Below are 17,968 nucleotides of genomic sequence, written 5' to 3'. Positions count from 1 at the left end.
TCAAGGGTTTTCTTCCAACCAAGCCAGCACATCCGCCAAAGGCTGGACGTTGGCGTACTTCATGTTCATGTCCATCAGCCCGACCTTGTGCGAGATCTGGCTGCGGTCGGCCACGCATTCCTGCGGCACGACAACGCGATAGTTGTACGAGAATGCGTCGACCACCGTGGCGCGCACGCAGCCGCTGGTGGTCAGGCCCGTGACGATCAGGCTGTCGATGCCGTGGAAGATCAGCATGTCCACGAGGTTCGTGCCGAAGAAGCCGCTGGGACGCCGCTTTTCGATCACCACCTCTTCGGGCAGGGGCGCAATCTCGTGGACGACGGTGTTCTCTTCCACGCTTTTTGCCTCGCCGCCCTTCCACAGTCCCGTTCCCGACGCGCTGCTTTCGGTAACGCCCCGGGTATAGAACACGGGCAGCTTCACGCGCCGCGCCGCCTCGAGCAGCCTCGCCGTGGCCTGCACGGCCGGATACCCCGTTTCGGAATGCCCCAGCCGGAAACGGCTGTCGACGAAGCCGTAGGTCATGTCCACGATGACCAGCGCCGGCTTGCTGCCCTGCAGCGCCTTGCCGCCCATCCTGGCCTTTTCAAACATCTGCCGGTCTTGCTCGTCGAGCACGTCATCCCAGATTGCCATCATCCCTTCCTTTCTTGCGTCCGTTGCCGCCACGGCCGTTCAAGTAATCGACGACGGCCTGAACGGGCACGACATCGGCGAACTTCTTCTCGATATCGGACAAATTGCTCCGATGAACATAATCGTCGCGGTCCCCCACCGCTTCGGCCGGTACGACCGGGCGCACGCCATACTGGGGCGATTCCATGGCTACGGCCCGCACCGACGCGCTGGTGGAGAAACCGCAAATGAACAAGGTGTCGCACCCGTTCTCGCGCAGCATCTTCAGCAGGCCGGTCTGGTAATAGACCGACACGTATTTGGAGAACAGGTGAAGGTCGGACTTGCGTGTCGCCATGCGAGAGTCGAGGGCCACCTCTTTCGAGTCCATGGTCAGGGCCTCTATGCCGCGTATCTTCCTTGCCCACAAGCGCAGGCCCTGATCCGATTCGTCGTAGTACGAATGCGAGTAGATGACGGGGCATGCAGCCTTGTGCGCCGCCTGAACGATGCGATTGATCTGCTGGATTTCCTTGTCCCAGTCGCCGCCCAGCGGCGACTGCTTGTTGGTGAACGCGTTGATGCAGTCTATGGCGAGCACGGCGGGACGTTCGCCCACCCCCATCTGGCCCGAGAACCCCCGATGCAGGTAGAAGCGCTCGATCTCTTCGGTGAGATAGCGGCGCTGCCCGCCCGGCGTGTAGTACACGCGCAGACCGTAGCCCTTGACCTGGCCGTCGTGCTCCAGACGGCGCAGGGTGGTGGCCGAAACGCCCAGCAGGCGAGCCGCTTCATTGATGGGTACAAAAATGTCCGTCTCCTCGCCCCAAACTTGTTCAAACCTACTTTTTTTGCCAATTCTATCCGCGAAAAATCATTTTTGCCATTTTTTTAGAACATTGTTCCGCTTATAAGAACATCAATATGACGATTCGAACTCCTGCCCTGCCCGTTTCCAGACAGGCAGACTCGCGTTGACGCGATAGTCAGGCGGCATTACCATGACTTTCGCTTTGCTTCCCGCAGCGTTCAGCGCCTGGCTTTCAGCCAGAGCCCACTGCGCACGGGCCGCTGCACGGCCGGCCGCCGGCCGCCTCCGCAAGTACCATCCAAGAAAGGAAATCAGCATGGACCAGCAGTTTCAACACCGCTTGCAGATCGCCGAAGTCGTACAGAACTGGGCCGTATGGCGCGACGCCGGCTTCTGGGAGCGCTTTGCCACCGTATGGCACGACGACGGCTGGATGTCGGCCACCTGGTTCCAGGGTCCGGCCTCGCAGTTCATAGAGGTCAGCCGCCGCGGCTTCGAGAACGGGGTTTCCATCCTGCATTTCCTGGGCGGCGCCAGCGTCGACCTCCAGGGCAGGCGCGCCATTGCGCAGACCAAGATGACCATCAGCCAGCGCGCCGAAGTCGACGGCCAGCTCGCCGATGTGCTGTGCACCGGCCGCTTCTATGATTTCTTCGAGCAACGCACTATTGCGGGCAAGGACGAGTGGCGCATCGTGCGGCGCCAGCCCATCTACGAAAAAGACCGCATCGACCTGCTCGACCCCGCCGCGCGCCTTGAGCTCGACCCCAATCTGCTGGGGCAGTTCCCCCATGGCTATCGCCATCTTGCCTATCTGCAGTCAAGGCTGGGCTTCAAGATCAAGCCCGACATGCCCGAGCTTACCGGCCCCATCGTCCAGGCCCTGTACCAGCGTGGCCAGAAGTGGCTCGATGGCGCCGACTCGCCCTTCGACGAACCGCCCGTTCCCAGCGGCATATAAAATTGCTTCCAGGCGCCGCCCCAAGCGGGCCGCGCCCGAATACGCACTCCGGTCTTCAACCAGGCCCGTCCTTTTCATGTCCAGCACCACAGACCGCAAGAACAACAGCCGCAATGCGGCTCCACGCTCCCTGCCCGACTCAGATCGGCCGCATGCCTCCGACCCCAGCTGGCGCCGCGAGAACGTCGGCCGCCTGCTCAATGACGCCATCGCCCGCTTCGAAAGCGGCATCCTGCGACAGATGGACGCCGCCGGCTACCACGGCTTTTCGCTAAGCCACATCACCGTTACGCGCAATCTCGACCTGGCCGGTACCCGCGCAACCGAACTGGCAAGGCGTGCGGGAATCACCAAGCAATCCATGAGCGAGCTGATCCACCAGCTCGAGGCCAGCGGCATCGTCGAACGCCGGCCCGACCCGGCCGACGGCCGGGCCAAGATCGTCTTCTTTTCAAAAGCGGGCCTGGCCTGGCTCGAGGCTTTTGGCTCGGCCCTGCACAACGCCGAACAAGAGATGGCCGGAGAACTCGGATCCGACAGCTTCGCGGCGCTGAAACAGGCCCTGTCCACCTATGCGCAACGCGCTGGCACCGACTGAACGTCGGTCCGTACTTTCGGGCAAGGCGGGGACGGCGCCCGCCCTCGCCGGCATCTGTCGCGCGCTCAACGCGGCCATTGACAAAATAGTCAGGCATCCTTACCATTATCGGCATGGACCCCACCGGAGATACCCCCATGCTTCCTGACCAGGCTTCCGTCGCCATCATCGGCGGCGGCCCCTGCGGCCTCATGCTCGCCAATGAACTTGGCCGGCGCGGCATCAGCGCGGTGCTTGTCGACGACAAGCCGAGCACCGCCTTCAACCCCCAAGCCAACGCCACGCAGGCACGCACCATGGAGCACTATCGGCGCCTGGGCTTCGCCGATGAAATCCGCAACCTGGGCCTGCCCAACGACTTTCCCACCGACATCGCCTACTTCACGCGCTTTGCCCGCCACGAGCTGGCGCGCTTCAGCCTGCCCTCGGCGGCCGAGGCCAAGCAGCGCATCCACTCGCTGTCGGGCTCATGGAGCGCGGCCGAGCTGCCCCATCGGGTGTCGCAGAAGTATGTCGAGCAGGTGCTGCGCACGCACGCCCAGCAACTGCCCGGCATCAGCATCCACTACGGCTGGCGCATGGCAGCCTTCGCCGACGCCGGCGACAAGGTCGTTGTCGACGTGGAAGAAGTCGAAACCGGCCGCAAGCACCGCATCGAGGCGGCCTATATGGTGGGCGCCGACGGCCCGCGCAGCATGACGCGCGAACAACTCGGCTTTCGCTATACCGGCGAAACCGGCATCAAGCGCGACTTCATGGGCGGGCGCATGTATGCCGTCTATGCGCGCGCGCCCGCTTTCTACGATGTGGTGCCGCACGCCCGCGCCTGGATGAACGTCTGCGTCAACCCCGAGCGGCGCGCCTTCATGGCCACGGTCGACGGCAAGGGCGAGTTCGCCTTCCACACCCAACTGAGAGAAGGCGAAGACGAAAACACGCTCACGGCCGACGACGCCCGGCGCATGTTCCAGGCCGGCGTGGGCGCCGACATTCCCGTCGAGGTGCTGTCCCACGGAACCTGGACGGCCGGCCACTCGCTGGTGTCCAACGGCTTCCAAAAGGGCCGCGTGTTCCTGGGCGGCGACGCCGCCCACCTGTTCACGCCCACAGGCGGCCTGGGCTACAACACCGCGGTCGAAGACGCCGTCAACCTGGGCTGGAAGCTGGCCGCCGTCATCAAGGGGCAGGCCGGCCCCGCCCTGCTCGACTCCTACCAGGCCGAGCGCCAGCCCCTTGCCATACGCAACACGGGCTATGCGCGCGGCTTTGCCGATTCACTGGGCCTGTTCAAGCCCGCACCCGAAATCGAAGAAAACAGCCCCGCCGGCGAAGCCGCACGCCGCGAAGCGGGCGAACACATGGCAGCGCATGGCCGCGCCGAGTTCAACATTCCCGGCATCACCTTCGGCGGACGCTACGACGGCTCTCCCGCCATTGTCTCCGACGGCAGCATGCCGCCGCCCGACAAGGCCAACGAATACACGGCCACCGCCTGCCCCGGCGGCCGGCCGCCGCACATGTGGCTGGACGACGTCCGCTCGTTGTACGATGCCTTTGGATTTGAATGGACGCTGCTGTGCATGGGGGCCGATAATGAAGGACAGCCGTTCGCAAGCGCCGCCCGCGACAAAGGCGTAGAGCTGGCCGTGGTGCATGTGCCGCAGGCACGCGAGTTGTACCAGTCCGATTTCGCCCTGATACGGCCCGACCAGATCGTGGCCTGGCGCGGCGATTCCTGCCGCGATGCCGCACAAATATTCGAAACCCTGCTGGGCGCCCGCATGCGGGCTTCCAGCCTTACTACACAAAAAACCACCGCCTAGGAGACCCAGATGCGCGACCTGAACGAGCACACGCTTACCGACGAAGTCATCTCACGCTTTGCGGGCAGCAAAAACCCCCGCATCAAGCAGATCAGCGAAGCGCTGGTGCGCCATCTGCACGACTTCGTGCGCGAAGTCGAACCTACCCAGGAAGAATGGGAGTTCGCCATTGATTTCCTGACCCGCACCGGCCATATGTGCGACGACAAGCGCCAGGAGTTCATCCTGCTTTCCGACGCGCTGGGCATCTCCATGCTGGTCGACGCCATCAATCACCGCATGCCCGAGGGCGTGACCGAAACCACCGTCTTCGGCCCCTTCTACGTCGAAGGCGCCAAGCAGTACGAGCTGGGCGGCGACATCACCGAAGGCGTGCCCGGCACCCCCATGCTGATCACCGGCACCGTCTCCGACCAGGAAGGCAAGCCGCTGGCAAACGCCTCCGTCAATCTGTGGCAATCTGACACCGAGGGCTTCTACGACGTGCAGCGCCTTGATTCCCTGGCCTTGCGCGGCGAACTGCACACCAATGGCAAGGGCGAGTTCAGCTGTTGGACAGTCCGCCCCTCGGCCTATCCCATTCCCGACGACGGCCCGGTGGGCCAGATGCTCGAGGCCCAGGGCCGCCACCCCTACCGGCCCGCCCACGTGCACTTCATGATCGAGGCCCCCGGCTTCCAGAAGCTCGTCACCCACGTCTTTGCCGACGGCGACACCTACCTCGACAGCGACGTGGTGTTCGGCGTCAAAAACTCGCTCATCCGCGAATACGAGATGCACGAGCCCGGCAAGGCGCCCGACGGCCGCGACATGACCGAACCCTACGCCTACCTGCATTACGATTTCCGCCTCAAACAGGTTTAAGCTATACCAGCCCCCGCCGCCCGGCAAAGCCTCACTCCGGGCGGCCCACGCCACACGACACGCAGCGAGACCAACATGAAACACGAATTCATCTACGAAGCACTGCCCACACGCGTCGTGTTCGGCGACGGCAAGCTGGCGGCCCTGCCCGCCGAGATCGAAAAGCTGGGCGCGCAGCGGGCATTGGTGTTGAGCACCCCCGCCCAGGCCGACTGGGCAGGCGAAGTGGCCAAGGTGCTGGGCCAAAAATGCGCGGGCATCTTCAGCCAGGCCACCATGCACACGCCCGTGGAAGTCACCCTGCAGGCCATGGAGCAGGTAAAGAAGCTCGAGGCCGACTGCGTGGTGGGCCTGGGCGGCGGTTCCACCATCGGCCTGGGCAAGGCCATTGCCCTGCGCACCGGCCTGCCGCAGATCGCCGTGCCCACCACCTATGCCGGCTCTGAAATGACGCCCATCCTGGGCCAGACCGAGAACGGCATCAAGACTACCCTGCGCGATGCGCTGGTGCTGCCCAAGACGGTCATCTACGATGTCTCGCTTACCCTGTCGCTGCCGCCGGCCCTGTCGGCCACCAGCGGGCTGAACGCCATGGCCCATGCCGTCGAAGCCCTGTATGCGCAAGACCGCAACCCCATTGTTTCGCTGATGGCCGAAGAAGGCATCGCCGCCCTGGCCCAGGCCCTGCCCGGCGTCATCGCCGACCCTCAAGACCGCCAGGCCCGCGCCCAGGCGCAATACGGCGCCTGGCTTTGCGGCATCTGCCTGGGCTCGGCCGGCATGGCCCTGCATCATAAGCTGTGCCACGTGCTGGGCGGCACCTTCGACCTGCCCCACGCCGAAACCCACGCCATCATGCTGCCGCACACCGCCGCCTACAACGCGCCCGAAGCCCCCCAGGCCATGCATCGCGCCGCCCGCGCCCTGAAGGCCGACAACGTGGCCGAAGGCCTGTGGGCACTAGCCGAGCGCATCAAGGCGCCCCGTGCACTGAAAGACATCGGCATGCCCGAATCGGGCATCGACAAGGCCACCGAACTGGCCCTGAAGAACCCCTACTGGAACCCGCGCCCCCTTACCGACAAAGACATCAGGGCCCTGATCCGCCGCGCCTGGGCCGGCGAGGCGCCCTTGGCCTGAGCCTTCAGACTTCGATCTCGTCGAGCTTTCGCTCCAAACGCAACGCCAGGGCGAGGGGCGGGGTGCCCTTTGCCGGGCCGTCCAGCGTGCGCCGAATTTCTCTCGTTCGGTCGGGGGCTTTCGGCGCCAGCCTGTCTGAATCCCGAAGCGCGTAGCGCTGAGGTTGAGTTCTGCCGCCGCCCGACCGAACAAGAGAAATTCGGGAAGTCCCGCGCAGCGGGACCGCAGGATGCGGCCCGGCAAAGGGCACCCCGCCCCTCGCCCGGATCAAGAACTCAAACTTACAACTGCGCGCTAAGCCGGGCCTGATGGCTGGCCAGTTCCGCCGGCAAATGCTTGCGCAGCTTCTCGAACAGCTCTGCATGCAGACCCAGCTCTTTGCGCCAGGCCTCTGCGTCAATAGCCGTGATCGACTCGAACTGCTCGCTGGAGAAATCGAGCCCGTCCCAGGTAATGTCCTCATACCGCGGCGACACCCCGAACAGGTTTTCCTGCCCCTGCGCCGTGCCTTCGATGCGCTCGAGCATCCACTTCAGCACCCGCATGTTCTCGCCGAACCCAGGCCAAATGAACTTGCCGTCGGCATCCGTCTGGAACCAGTTCACATAGAAAATGCGCGGCAGCGTTGCGCCGGCCTGCTCGAGCCGCTTGCCCAGCGCGAGCCAGTGCGCAAAATAGGCCCCCATGCTGTAGCCGCAGAAAGGCAGCATCGCGAACGGGTCGCGGCGCACCACGCCCTGCTTGCCCGCGGCCGCGGCCGTGGTTTCAGACCCTTGCGTCGCGGCCATGTACACGCCTTCGACCCAATTGCGCGCCTCGGTAACCAGGGGCACTGTGTCAGAGCGCCGGCCGCCGAAAATAAAGGCGTCGATCGCCACGCCCTCAGGGTTGTCCCATTCAGGGTCGATGACCGGGTTCTGGTCGGCGGCCACCGTGAAGCGCGCATTGGGGTGGGCCGCCTTGCGGCCCGAGTCGGGCGTCCAGTCGTTGCCCTGCCAGTCGATACAATGCGCGGGGGCCGGGCCCTTGCCCTCCCACCAGACATCGCCGTCGTCGGTCAGCGCCACATTGGTGAACAGCACGTTCTCGCGCAGCGAAGCCATGCAGTTGAAGTTGGTCTTTTCGTTGGTGCCCGGCGCCACCCCAAAATAGCCCGCCTCGGGGTTGATGGCATAAAGGCGCCCGTCGGCGCCCGGCTTGATCCAGGCAATGTCGTCGCCGATGGTGGTGACCTTCCAGCCCGAAAGCGTCTGGGGCGGGATCAGCATGGCGAAATTGGTTTTGCCGCAGGCCGACGGAAACGCCGCCGCCACGTGCATTTTCCTGCCCCGGGGCGACGTAACGCCCAGGATCAGCATGTGCTCGGCCATCCAGCCCTCGTCGCGGCCCATGTTCGAGGCGATGCGCAGTGCAAAGCATTTTTTGCCCAGCAGCGCATTGCCGCCGTAGCCCGAGCCAAACGACCAGATCTCGCGGGTTTCGGGGTAATGCACAATATATTTGGTTTCATTGCAGGGCCAGGCCACGTCTTGCTGGCCCGGCTGCAGGGGCATGCCCACCGAATGCACGCAGGGCACGAAGGCGCCGTCGGGGCCCAGCACGTCGTACACCTTGCGGCCCATGCGCGTCATGATGCGCATATTGGCCACCACATAGGGCGAATCGGTCAGCTCGACGCCGATGTGCGCAATGGGCGAACCCAGCGGTCCCATCGAAAACGGAATCACATACATCGTGCGCCCGCGCATGGAGCCCGCGAACAGCCCGTTCAGCGTTTCGCGCATGCCGGCCGGATCGACCCAGTTGTTGGTGGGGCCGGCGTCTTCCTCTTTTTGAGAACAGATGAACGTGCGGTCTTCGACCCGCGCCACGTCGGAAGGATCGGACCATGCCAGATAGGAATTCGGCCGCTTTTCAGGATTCAGGCGGCGCAGCGTGCCGGCCTGCACCATCATCTCGCACAACCTGTCGTACTCTTCCTGGGAACCGTCGCACCACTCGATGCGGTCGGGCTGTGTCAACTCGGCGATCTTGCCCACCCACTGCTTGAGAGCCGAATGCCTGACCCAGTCGGGCGCATTCACATTGGTGGCGGGTTCGGGCACTGCTGCGGCGTTCATACGCTGGTCTCCTGTATGTGATACTGATGTTCAGTCCACTTTATATATCGTCCCGCCGCTGCCATAAAGCCCGGCGGGGCAACGAAACGAGTCTGCGGTTACAGAGTTTTGGCGGCGGGCGGGATCACCGTAGAGGCCCACGACACCAGCAGCCACTGACCGTCGCGTTCCACCCACACCGACTGGAACAGATTGTTGAGGTCTTTTTTCTTGCCATGGCTTTCGATCTGCATGATGACATGCCCGTGCATGATCGCCATTGGGCCATACAGCCGAACCTGCGCGCTTTCGCGCCTGGCCGCCAGATAGCGCGTGCTGCCCTCGCGCAGCGACTGCAGATATTGCTCTTTCGTGTCGACCACCGCCGAAGAGTGCGTATAGATCACATCGTCGGCCAGCACGCGCGCCAGCGCATCCAGGTCATTGGCCAGCATGGCCCGGCAACGCTCGTCGTCGGCCTGGTACAGGCGGCGCTCGGCGTCAGATTGCATATTCATGTCTTGTCTCCCTTGAAGCCTAAAGATACTGCTCCCTCGCCCTCATTACCAGCGCCAAAGCCCAAAAACCGCCTTGAACTTCCCTTTGGCCCTGCTCTTATAGGGCAATTACCGAGTCCAACCACTGAACTCTTGAGCCACATAAATATACTTTTTGTTTATAGTCAGGGCCACAACACCCAGGAGACTTCAAGATGCCCACCCCCCAACCCATCAAGCTGCTCGGCCTGTGCGGCAGCCTGCGCAAAGCCTCCAACAGCCTCGCCGTCATCAGGACATTGGCCGAATCCCTGCCCGGCCACATCCACATGCCCCTCTTTCCCCTGCACGACATCCCGCCCTACAACGCCGACCTCGACGGCGACCTGTGCCCCGACGAAGTACGCAAGCTGAAACAGGCCATCGGCGACTGCCAGGGCCTCGTCCTTTGTTCACCCGAATACAACTACGGCATCTCAGGCGTACTCAAGAACGCCCTCGACTGGGCATCGAGGCCCAGCATGAACTCCCCCCTGAAGGGCAAGCCCGCCCTCATCATGACCTCGTCCCCCAGCTTCGCCGGCGGCGTCCGCGCCCAGGTCCAGATACGCGAAACCCTCACCGCCTGCCTCTCCCGCCCCCTGAACCGCGCCCAGGTCGTCGTCAACCATGCCAACGACAAGGTCAAGGACGGCAAGCTCACCGACCAGCCCTCTATCGACTTCATGCTGGCCGCCATCGACGACCTCGTCGCCGAGATACGGCTGGTCGAAGGCGCCTGACCAGTTCTCCCCACCTTGCAACCTGCATGGCGCGTGGACCTATCATGCACCACACCAGTAGAGTGGGGGCATGCCGTTCAGATCCGCCATGTACCACATCGCGAGGGTGAGGGGCGGCCTGCTCTTTTCGGGCCGTCCCACCTCGCAGCTTACATGCCGCGCGGATCCACCATGCACCACACCAGTAGAGTGAAGGGGTAGTATGCCGCTCGGATCCGCCATGCACTACGCCGGTACAGTGAAGGGCGGCATGCCGTTCGGATCTACCATGTACCACATCGCGAGGGCGAGGGGCGACGTGCCCTTTTCCGGACCGTCCACCCGCGCCGAATTTCTCTGATTGGACCGGGGGCTTTCGGCGCCAGCTTGTCCGAATCCCGAGTCGCGCAGCGACGAGGTTGAGTTCTGCCGCCGCCCGGACCAATCAGAGAAATTCGGGAAGCCCGAAGGGCCGCAGGGTGTCGATCCGGAAAAGGGCACGTCGCCCCTCGCCCGGTTAAAGAACTAGGCTCTCGAGAATGTCCAAAAAGGGTATGCCGCCCCTCGACCGGTCAAGAACCCAGATCAACGCATGGGAATAAGAGAGAAGAGTCTCACTCTATACGGTACCGGCCTAGCTACGGCACCGACCCAGCGAAAAAACGCTACCCCTTCAGCCCCTTCACCCACCGCCCATAAGCCTTCCGCAACATCTCATGCATACCCGCAGTACGCGCATCCAGATCGGCCGCGATCTCGTCGCGCGTGTTCACCGCCGCCGCCCCCTTCGCCAGCTCTCGGTCTATCGCCTTTCCGTTCGCCTTCACATATAAGTCCACCAGCTCCGGCGTCATCTCAAGATGAAACTGCATCCCCAGATGACGATCATCCATCACAAAAGCCTGGTTCGGATGCTGAGCGCTGGCCGCCAGCCGCTTCGCCCCCTCGGGCAGGCTGAACGCATCGCCGTGCCACTGGAACACCTCCTTCGCCCCCTCGCCCAGCCACTCGTCCGCCTCAGGCGCCGGCTCCAGCTTCACGTCCTGCCAGCCAATCTCCATCGCCGGCCCGCGCGCAACCGCAGCGCCGAACGCCGCCGCCATCACCTGGCTGCCCAGGCAATGGCCCGCCACCGGTATGCCTTCCTGGCGGGCCCGCTTCACCAGCTCGATTTCCTCATCGATCCAGGCCAGCCCGTCGTTAACCCCCATCGAGCCTCCCATCAGGATGATCCCGCTGAACACCGACGGATCATCGGGAATGGGCGCCCCGTCCATCACCGGCACGATCACCCAGGGAACCCCCAGCTCGTTCAATACAGACGTAACCGCGCCGGGCAGGCCAACATGAGTGTGCTGGAAAATAGCAATGGGTTTCATTGAAAGCGTGTCTCCCCCGGCGATGAAGCGCCGGCAAAAGCGTGGCAAACACCCGGCCTGTCGGCAAGGGCGGCTCTGCCACGATGTACGAAGGGCGCCTGCTGCGGCGCCCCTATTGAATACGCCCGGCATTGCCCCGCCACGGACAGCGGAGCATGCGCCGAGGCGCACGATCGATGCCGGCAGCAAGGCTGATATCGGCATCGACCGTGCGCATCAGAACAGGCTGAAGTACTCCCGGTGTTCCCACTCGGTCACTTCCAGGTTGAAGCGGGAAAGCTCGGCCTCTTTGATGTGGCAGTAATAGTTCACGAACAGCGGGGTCAGTTGCTCGCACAGGTACTCGTCGCGGCGCAGCGCATCCAGGGCCGCCGGCAGCGAGCGCGGCAGCGGCTCGGTGGTGTCTTCATACGGCATGTCGGCGCTGGGGCAGGGAACCAGCTTGCGGCGTATGCCGTCCAGTCCCGAAAACACCTGCGACGCCATATACAGATAGGGATTGGCCGTGGGTTCGCCCACCCGGTTCTCGATGCGGGTGGCCGCCTGCCCCACGCCGCCCAGCACCCGCAGCATCGCCCCGCGGTTGTCGCGCCCCCAGCTGGCCCGATCGGGGGCCAGCGAGAACGAGCGGTAGCGGCGGTAGCCGTTGATGGTGGGCGTGGACAGCGGCGCCGCGCCACTGGCGTGCGCCAGCAGCCCTGCCAGATACTGGCGGCCAAGCTCTGAAAGATCTTCCCCTTCGTTTTCGGGAATGAACAGGTTGCGGCCCGTGGCCTTGTCGCACAAGGACTGGTGCAGATGCCATCCGCTGGACATCACGCTGGGTATGCGCGGACGGCACATGAAGGTGGCGTGATAGCCATGGCGCTGGCATACCTGCTTGACCGCGCTGCGCACCAGCACCATGGCGTCGGCGGCCAGCATGCCCGGCATGGGCCCGAAGGTAAGCTCGAACTGGCTGGGGCCGAATTCGATTTCCATCGAATGAACCGGCAGCTTCAGCCCCTGCATCGTAGTGCGCAGCAGCTCCATCAGCTCTTCGCTGGCGTCGTAGCGCTGCTCGGTCAGGTACTGGTAGCCATGGGTCAGCAGCGACACCTCGGGCGGCACGCCCGGCTGTCCCGGATGGCTGCCGTCGTGCAGGCCCATGCGCGGGTCTTCCACCCGGAACACATGGAACTCCACTTCGAGCCCCGCGGTAAGGCTCAGGCCAAGTTCGTCAAGATCGGCCAGCGCGCGGCGCAGAATACTGCGGGTGGCCAGGGGCGCAGGACGGCCGTCGGTCATGTAGGCATCGCAAAGCACCCAGCCGCTGCGGGGCGACCAGGGCAAGATGCGGAAGGTAGAAGGGTCGGCCACCAGCACAAAGTCGGCGGCGCCCTGCATGCCTTCGAACTGAAAACCGCCGCCGGCCGAAAACACCGGAAACACCGTCATGTGCGAGGTGTCTTTGGCGAACAGCGTGGTGGTCATGTTGACCCCGCCCCGCAAGGCGCCTATGGCCTCGGAAGCCACCAGCGTCTTGCCGCGCAAGATGCCGTGCTGGTCGGGAAAGGCGAAGCGCACCACGTCCACCTCGCCGGACTCCAGGCGGCGCGCCAGCTCCTCGGCCGCGCCGGCCTGTTCAGGCGTCCAGGCCTGGTACTTCTCGACAAAACTAGCCATGTTTCGTCCTTAGGCGCTAAGCCGCTCAGATGCCCAGCCGGATTCCTGGCGGCGCCTGAGATCGGCCTCGACCCAGTAGGCTTTCTCTTGTTTGCGCGGCCCCACGCCGTCGATGGAAGCCGGGCCGGTAATCTCGCGGGCCTCGTCCTGGTTCAACACCATCAGCGGCGCCTTGTCTTCCCCGGCCAAAGTGGCTTCGATGGCCTTGACCAGCATGCGGCGGTAGGTATAGATGCACTTGTCGCTGGCGGCCAGATGTTCGCGGGTGCGGTCCTGGATGGGGCCCTGCGATTCAACCGCCCACTGGTCGTGCACGTTGATGTCGTGCCCCATGCCGGTGTAGGTTTCGGTCATTTGCTCGTTGGCGTCGAAACCGTAATGGTTGCTCTTGTTCTTGCGCGAGGTATAGCCGGGCAGTTCGTACAGCTCGAGCCGCTGGGCGCGCATCTGCTCTTTGTTCACCGGCTCGGTGAAGCTGGTGAAGATGGCGTACCAGTAGCAATGTGTGTCGTCCACGGGCACGTGCCACTGCGAGATCGTCATTTCAGTGCTCATGGGAATGACGATGGCCTGCGGGAACACCAGGTTGGTCACGCGCACGTGGGTGAACTCTTCGCTGAGCTCGCGCAGCGAGGTCATGCGCATGCCATAGTTGGTGGGCTCTACATTGATGGTGGGGCGGCCGTATTCACGCAGCACCTTGGTAATGGGTATCTCGGAGTCGACCGATGCGCTGCGGAACTGCTTGCCGTAGCTGGCAGAGGTGTCCTCGTCTTCAAAGAAGCGGTGCAGGTAAGAAGCGTGCGCGGGGTCGATGCCCACCTCGAGCGCCTGCAGCCAGTTGCATTCCCACAAGCCCTTGAAGGCAAAGGTATGCGTGTCGGGCGCCACGAAACAGTCCATGTCTGGAAACGCGGGCGGCTCGCCTTCGCCCAGGTAGGCGAAGATGACGCCGCTACGCTCGACCACGGGGTAGGCGCCTTGCTGGATGGTGGAGTGGAACTTGCTGTTGGCGGGCTCGGCCGGGGTCTCCAGGCACTGGCCCTTTACATTGAACAGCCAGCCATGGAAGGCACATCGGATGCCGCCGTCTTCGATGCGGCCGAAAGCCAGGTCGGCGCCCCGGTGCGGACAGTCACGGTCGAGCAGGCCCAATTGGCCCTTGTCGTCGCGAAACAAGACCATGTCCTGGCCCAGCAGCTTCACGGCCTTCATGGGCTTGACGCCGTCAAGCTCTTCGGCCAGCGCAACGGGCTGCCAGTAGCGGCGCAGCAGTTTGCCGGCGGGGGCCCCGGGGCCGACCCGGGTCATGAAATCATTCTGTTCTGCAGTAAGCATGGGGGTTCCTCGCTATGCGGTTGGTCCAACATGAGGGAGTCGTGGCCGCATGCGCGGCAGATCATCCGACACCCCGTTCTATTGCATACAGTTTTGCGATTTTGCCGCTTTCTGTCAAATGGAATGTATTCATGCCGCATGGCCGGCCAGGGCTTTTCATTGAACAAAACACGCCTGGGGTTAGAAAATAAAACCATTGAATATCAATTATTTATTCATATAATCAGGCGTTTTTTTCCGCTTTATCCGAAAAATATAAAAATTCTTCGTATTAGGGAAAACTCTAGGACGAAAACCCTTCATTGCATGCAATTGCCCGGTTACAGTAGAATCCATGGCAGCAAACGGAGACGTCATGAAGCCCATCGCCGAATCACAGCAGTCGCGGGTGCTGATCCAGCTGCGCGACCTCATCCTGAAAGGCGCCTTCGCACCGGGCGAGCGCCTGGCCGAGATACCCCTTGCCGAAAGGCTCGAGGCCTCGCGCACGCCCGTGCGCCTGGCCCTTACCACGCTCGAATACGAAGGCCTTATCGAAGCCATGTCCAGCGGCGGCTACCGCATGCGCGGCTTTACCGCCACCGAGGTCTCGCACGCCATCCAGACCCGGGGCGTCCTTGAAGGCTATGCCGCCCGGCTGCTTACCGAAAACGGGCCCACCAAGCAGCTTCTGCGCCAATTGCACGAATGCCTCGAGCAAATCGACGAAGCCGTGAACAAGCCCCAAATGAACTTCGACGACTATGCGGCGTATGTGGAACTCAATGCCCGCTTCCATGAGCTCATTCTCGAGGGCAGCGGCAACCGTACCCTGCAGCGCATGATGGACATGCTGAACGGCCAGCCGTTCGCCGCGCCCAGCGCCATGCTGCCCATGCAGTCCTCGCACGAAGAAGGCACCCGCGCCATGCAAATGGCCCAGCTGCAGCACCACGCGCTGGTTCAGGCCATCGAGCGCGGCCAGGGCGCGCGCGCGCAGGCCCTGGGCGAAGAACACGTCGAAATCGCCCGCATGAACGTCGAGTACGCCACCAGCAACCCCGAACTGGCCGCCGAGGTCATGCCCGGCATCAGGCTGGTAACGCGGGCGGGATAAAGCCTACCAACAGGCCCTGGGCCTTGAGCCCCATACGCAAAGGCGGCCCCGCATAAGGGCCGCCTTGCAAGCACATACCGCCCCGGCGGCCTGGCCAGGGCAGCGCACGGCCTCAGCTCATCGTGCATTCGGCCGCGTAGGAATCGGCCTGGTCCTTCAGCACGTCTTTGGCGATGGTCTTGAACCGGGCCTTGCCGTCGTCGCCCTTGACGATTTCAAACACGTGATAGCTTTGCACCGGATAATTGTTGTTGCCAAAGCGGAAATCGCCACGCAGCGATTCGAACTTGGCGTTCTTGATGGCCGCATTGAAAGCCTTCTTGTCGGACACGTCGCCCTTCATTGAGGCCACCGCGGCATCGAGCAGCATGGCGGCATCGTAGGAAAACGCCGCATAGGCCGACGGCAGGCGGTTGTATTTCTTCTCGTAGGCAGCCACGAAATCCTTGGAGCGCTGGGTTTCAATGCCGGGGGTCCAGGTGTCGACCACCTTCGAACCGAACACCGCCTCGCCCATGGCCGCCACGCCTGCCCCTTCAATGGAGTTGGCCGAATAAAGCGGATACTTGTCGGCCAGGCCGGCCTGGCGATACTGCCGCACGAAGCTGATGGCCAGCGCCCCCGGGTAGAACATGAACACCGCATCAGGGTCGGACGACGACACTTGCGTGAGTTCGGCCGAGAAATCCAGTTGGTTCAGCGGCGTGTAGATTTCGTCCAGCACCTTACCCTCGTAGGTTTTCTTGAAACCCGAGAGCTTGTCCTTGCCGCCCACAAAATTGGGGGTAAGCAGGCTGACCCGCTTCACGCCCTGATCTTGCAGGTACTTGCCCATGGCCTCGGCCGGGGTGTCGCTTTGCCACGAGGTGATGAACAGATTGGGCTTGCACAGCTTGCCGGCCGTGGGCGAGGGCCCGGCCACCGTGCCAATGAAAGGCACTTGCGTCTGCGCGATAGTGGGCTGCAGCGCCATGAGCACGTGGGCGAAGGTCAGCCCTGCTATAACGTCGACATTCTCGCGCTCGATAAGGCGGGCCGCGCTGGTAAGGGCGGTATCTGGCTTTTGATGGTCGTCTTCCACAATAAGCGTGGCCGGCACGCCGCCCAGCTTGCCGCCCAGCTGCTCGAGCGCCAGCTGGAAGCCGTCGAGCTGGTCTTGCCCCACGGCGGCCGAAGGCCCCGACAGCGTTGCCATGAAGCCCACCTTTACGTCCGCCGCGGCCAGCGCGGGCAGGGTGCCCGCTAGGGTAAGCGCCAATGCGGCCAGCTTGAATTTTGTTCTCATGATTTGTCTCCCGTCTTGATTTAATAGTGATGAAACCGCATTCCCGCCCCGACCCGCGCGAGCGGCCCCAAGGCGCCCGAATCGCCGCCGCGATCAGACGATGCGTGTTTCAAGTTCGCCCAACCCTTGTATCCACACGCGCATCACGTCGCCACGCTGCAGGAACGTGCCCGACTCCATGCCCACGCCCGCCGGCGTACCGGTAAGCAAGATGTCGCCCGGCAGCAGGTCGAGCCTGTGGCTCAGGTAGCTGATCTGCTCGGCCACGCTGTACAGATGGTTGCTCGTGTTGGAATCTTGCTTCAGTTCGTCGTTGAGCCACAGCCTGATGCCCAGGTCTTCGGGCGTTTCGACGAACTGCGCGGGCGTGATGAAGGGGCCTATGGGGCACGCCCCCTTGAAGCACTTGTGGCCTATCCAGTCGAACTTGAACGGCGAGGTGTCGTCGACGCCCTCGCGCTTGAGGTTGTCCCGGGCGGAGAGGTCATTGGCGCATGAATACCCCGCAACGTGCTCGAGCGCCTGTTCGATTGCTACCCGGCTTGCGCGCCGCCCGATCACCACGGCCAGCTCGGCCTCCCAGTCGAGCTTGGCCGTGTGGCCGGGCATGGCGACGTCTTCTTGATGCGCCGCCAGGGTGGCCTGCCCCGCCTTGATGAAATGCCAGGGCTCGATGCCCTGCGATTTCGGGTCGGTGACCAGGTTCATGTTCATCGCACGCGCCATGGCTTCGACGTGGTCGCGATAATTGGCGCCGGCCGCATAGACAACGCCGCAACGGGTCAGCGGCGCCAGGAACTCTGGTTCGGCAAGCGCGGCTGCGCGCTGCCTGGCAGGGTCGCCGCCCAGGCTTTCGGCCAGCGCATCGAGTACGCCGCGGGCCCGGTCCCACTCGATCAGCAGGTCGTCGACCGATGCCCACGCGGTCTCGCTGCCCAGGGCCGAGCCCAGGTCGTACAGGCGGCCCTCGACCGCGATGCCGGGGCGCGCGTTGCCTTCGGCGGCCTTATAGGTAAACAACTGGTATTTCATG

The 17,968-nt window shown here is 63.5% G+C and carries 16 protein-coding genes; 7 read left to right on the top strand and 9 right to left on the bottom strand.

Annotation, left to right across the window (positions count from 1 at the left end):
• Together C7440_RS01820 and C7440_RS01815 are read right to left on the bottom strand one after the other, a co-directional pair.
• Positions 1 to 639 carry an isochorismatase family protein gene (locus C7440_RS01820; RefSeq protein WP_243410807.1) on the bottom strand — a complete coding sequence of 213 codons (639 nt, stop codon included), beginning with the start codon at positions 637 to 639 and terminating at the stop codon, positions 1 to 3.
• A complete protein-coding gene (locus C7440_RS01815; RefSeq protein WP_116517263.1) occupies positions 623 to 1,417 on the bottom strand; it encodes an isochorismatase family protein in 795 nt (264 codons plus the stop codon). The genes C7440_RS01820 and C7440_RS01815 overlap by 17 nt, the downstream gene beginning before the upstream one ends.
• Positions 1,418 to 1,745: 328 nt before the next feature.
• Here C7440_RS01815 and C7440_RS01810 point away from each other — a divergent pair, with 328 nt between their 5' ends.
• The 5 genes from C7440_RS01810 (at position 1,746) to C7440_RS01790 (ending at position 6,815) form a co-directional block, all read left to right on the top strand.
• A complete protein-coding gene (locus C7440_RS01810; RefSeq protein WP_116517262.1) occupies positions 1,746 to 2,390 on the top strand; it encodes a nuclear transport factor 2 family protein in 645 nt (214 codons plus the stop codon).
• Positions 2,391 to 2,466: 76 nt separating this feature from the next.
• Entirely contained in the window at positions 2,467 to 2,988 is a 522-nt protein-coding gene (locus C7440_RS01805; protein ID WP_116517261.1) for a MarR family winged helix-turn-helix transcriptional regulator, read from the top strand.
• A gap of 137 nt (positions 2,989 to 3,125) precedes the next feature.
• Positions 3,126 to 4,811: an FAD-dependent oxidoreductase gene (locus C7440_RS01800; RefSeq protein WP_243410806.1), complete on the top strand. Its 1,686-nt coding sequence runs from the start codon at positions 3,126 to 3,128 to the stop codon at positions 4,809 to 4,811.
• 9 nt (positions 4,812 to 4,820) lie between these two features.
• On the top strand, positions 4,821 to 5,675 hold the full coding sequence (locus tag C7440_RS01795) for an intradiol ring-cleavage dioxygenase (protein WP_116517259.1): 855 nt from the start codon (positions 4,821 to 4,823) through the stop codon (positions 5,673 to 5,675).
• 75 nt (positions 5,676 to 5,750) lie between these two features.
• On the top strand, positions 5,751 to 6,815 hold the full coding sequence (locus C7440_RS01790; protein WP_116517258.1) for a maleylacetate reductase: 1,065 nt from the start codon (positions 5,751 to 5,753) through the stop codon (positions 6,813 to 6,815).
• Positions 6,816 to 7,096: 281 nt separating this feature from the next.
• Here C7440_RS01790 and C7440_RS01785 read toward each other — a convergent pair whose 3' ends face one another.
• Together C7440_RS01785 and C7440_RS01780 are read right to left on the bottom strand one after the other, a co-directional pair.
• Positions 7,097 to 8,935 (bottom strand): phosphoenolpyruvate carboxykinase (GTP), encoded by a 1,839-nt coding sequence (locus C7440_RS01785; RefSeq protein ID WP_116517257.1) that lies wholly within the window; start codon positions 8,933 to 8,935, stop codon positions 7,097 to 7,099.
• Between the two features lie 98 nt (positions 8,936 to 9,033).
• Positions 9,034 to 9,432, bottom strand: a complete 399-nt coding sequence (locus C7440_RS01780) for a nuclear transport factor 2 family protein (RefSeq protein WP_116517256.1) — start codon at positions 9,430 to 9,432, stop codon at positions 9,034 to 9,036.
• A 194-nt stretch (positions 9,433 to 9,626) separates the two neighbouring features.
• Here C7440_RS01780 and C7440_RS01775 point away from each other — a divergent pair, with 194 nt between their 5' ends.
• Positions 9,627 to 10,193, top strand: a complete 567-nt coding sequence (locus tag C7440_RS01775; protein WP_116517255.1) for an NADPH-dependent FMN reductase — start codon at positions 9,627 to 9,629, stop codon at positions 10,191 to 10,193.
• Between the two features lie 644 nt (positions 10,194 to 10,837).
• Here the strand turns inward: C7440_RS01775 and C7440_RS01770 are convergent.
• From C7440_RS01770 to C7440_RS01760, 3 genes are all read right to left on the bottom strand, one after another.
• Positions 10,838 to 11,551, bottom strand: a complete 714-nt coding sequence (locus tag C7440_RS01770; RefSeq protein WP_165832412.1) for a type 1 glutamine amidotransferase — start codon at positions 11,549 to 11,551, stop codon at positions 10,838 to 10,840.
• 216 nt (positions 11,552 to 11,767) lie between these two features.
• Complete coding sequence (locus C7440_RS01765; RefSeq protein WP_116517253.1) at positions 11,768 to 13,216, bottom strand: glutamine synthetase family protein; 1,449 nt, start codon at positions 13,214 to 13,216, stop codon at positions 11,768 to 11,770.
• Between the two features lie 9 nt (positions 13,217 to 13,225).
• Positions 13,226 to 14,554: an aromatic ring-hydroxylating dioxygenase subunit alpha gene (locus C7440_RS01760; RefSeq protein ID WP_017524109.1), complete on the bottom strand. Its 1,329-nt coding sequence runs from the start codon at positions 14,552 to 14,554 to the stop codon at positions 13,226 to 13,228.
• A gap of 334 nt (positions 14,555 to 14,888) precedes the next feature.
• On the opposite strand from C7440_RS01760, the gene C7440_RS01755 reads away from it, so the two are divergent.
• A complete protein-coding gene (locus C7440_RS01755; protein ID WP_243410805.1) occupies positions 14,889 to 15,650 on the top strand; it encodes a GntR family transcriptional regulator in 762 nt (253 codons plus the stop codon).
• A gap of 112 nt (positions 15,651 to 15,762) precedes the next feature.
• Here C7440_RS01755 and C7440_RS01750 read toward each other — a convergent pair whose 3' ends face one another.
• Complete coding sequence (locus C7440_RS01750) at positions 15,763 to 16,935, bottom strand: ABC transporter substrate-binding protein (RefSeq protein ID WP_116517251.1); 1,173 nt, start codon at positions 16,933 to 16,935, stop codon at positions 15,763 to 15,765.
• 93 nt (positions 16,936 to 17,028) lie between these two features.
• A complete protein-coding gene (locus C7440_RS01745; protein ID WP_116517250.1) occupies positions 17,029 to 17,967 on the bottom strand; it encodes a fumarylacetoacetate hydrolase family protein in 939 nt (312 codons plus the stop codon).
• Between the last annotated feature and the right edge of the window lies 1 nt (position 17,968).

Origin of the sequence: Pusillimonas noertemannii, from assembly GCF_003096595.1 — a bacterium.
GTDB classification, from domain to species: Bacteria; Pseudomonadota; Gammaproteobacteria; order Burkholderiales; family Burkholderiaceae_B; genus Pusillimonas; species Pusillimonas noertemannii.
This window is presented reverse-complemented; position numbering and strand designations above follow the sequence as displayed.

Coding starts and splice junctions, on each gene's coding strand:
- C7440_RS01790 (WP_116517258.1), top strand. CDS start 5,751: ATGAAACACGAATTCATCTACGAAGCACTGCCCACACGCGTCGTGTTC.
- C7440_RS01775 (WP_116517255.1), top strand. CDS start 9,627: ATGCCCACCCCCCAACCCATCAAGCTGCTCGGCCTGTGCGGCAGCCTG.
- C7440_RS01765 (WP_116517253.1), bottom strand. CDS start 13,216: ATGGCTAGTTTTGTCGAGAAGTACCAGGCCTGGACGCCTGAACAGGCC.
- C7440_RS01800 (WP_243410806.1), top strand. CDS start 3,126: ATGCTTCCTGACCAGGCTTCCGTCGCCATCATCGGCGGCGGCCCCTGC.
- C7440_RS01805 (WP_116517261.1), top strand. CDS start 2,467: ATGTCCAGCACCACAGACCGCAAGAACAACAGCCGCAATGCGGCTCCA.
- C7440_RS01820 (WP_243410807.1), bottom strand. CDS start 639: ATGGCAATCTGGGATGACGTGCTCGACGAGCAAGACCGGCAGATGTTT.
- C7440_RS01745 (WP_116517250.1), bottom strand. CDS start 17,967: ATGAAATACCAGTTGTTTACCTATAAGGCCGCCGAAGGCAACGCGCGC.
- C7440_RS01755 (WP_243410805.1), top strand. CDS start 14,889: ATGGCAGCAAACGGAGACGTCATGAAGCCCATCGCCGAATCACAGCAG.
- C7440_RS01760 (WP_017524109.1), bottom strand. CDS start 14,554: ATGCTTACTGCAGAACAGAATGATTTCATGACCCGGGTCGGCCCCGGG.
- C7440_RS01795 (WP_116517259.1), top strand. CDS start 4,821: ATGCGCGACCTGAACGAGCACACGCTTACCGACGAAGTCATCTCACGC.
- C7440_RS01780 (WP_116517256.1), bottom strand. CDS start 9,432: ATGAATATGCAATCTGACGCCGAGCGCCGCCTGTACCAGGCCGACGAC.
- C7440_RS01770 (WP_165832412.1), bottom strand. CDS start 11,551: ATGAAACCCATTGCTATTTTCCAGCACACTCATGTTGGCCTGCCCGGC.
- C7440_RS01810 (WP_116517262.1), top strand. CDS start 1,746: ATGGACCAGCAGTTTCAACACCGCTTGCAGATCGCCGAAGTCGTACAG.
- C7440_RS01785 (WP_116517257.1), bottom strand. CDS start 8,935: ATGAACGCCGCAGCAGTGCCCGAACCCGCCACCAATGTGAATGCGCCC.
- C7440_RS01750 (WP_116517251.1), bottom strand. CDS start 16,935: ATGAGAACAAAATTCAAGCTGGCCGCATTGGCGCTTACCCTAGCGGGC.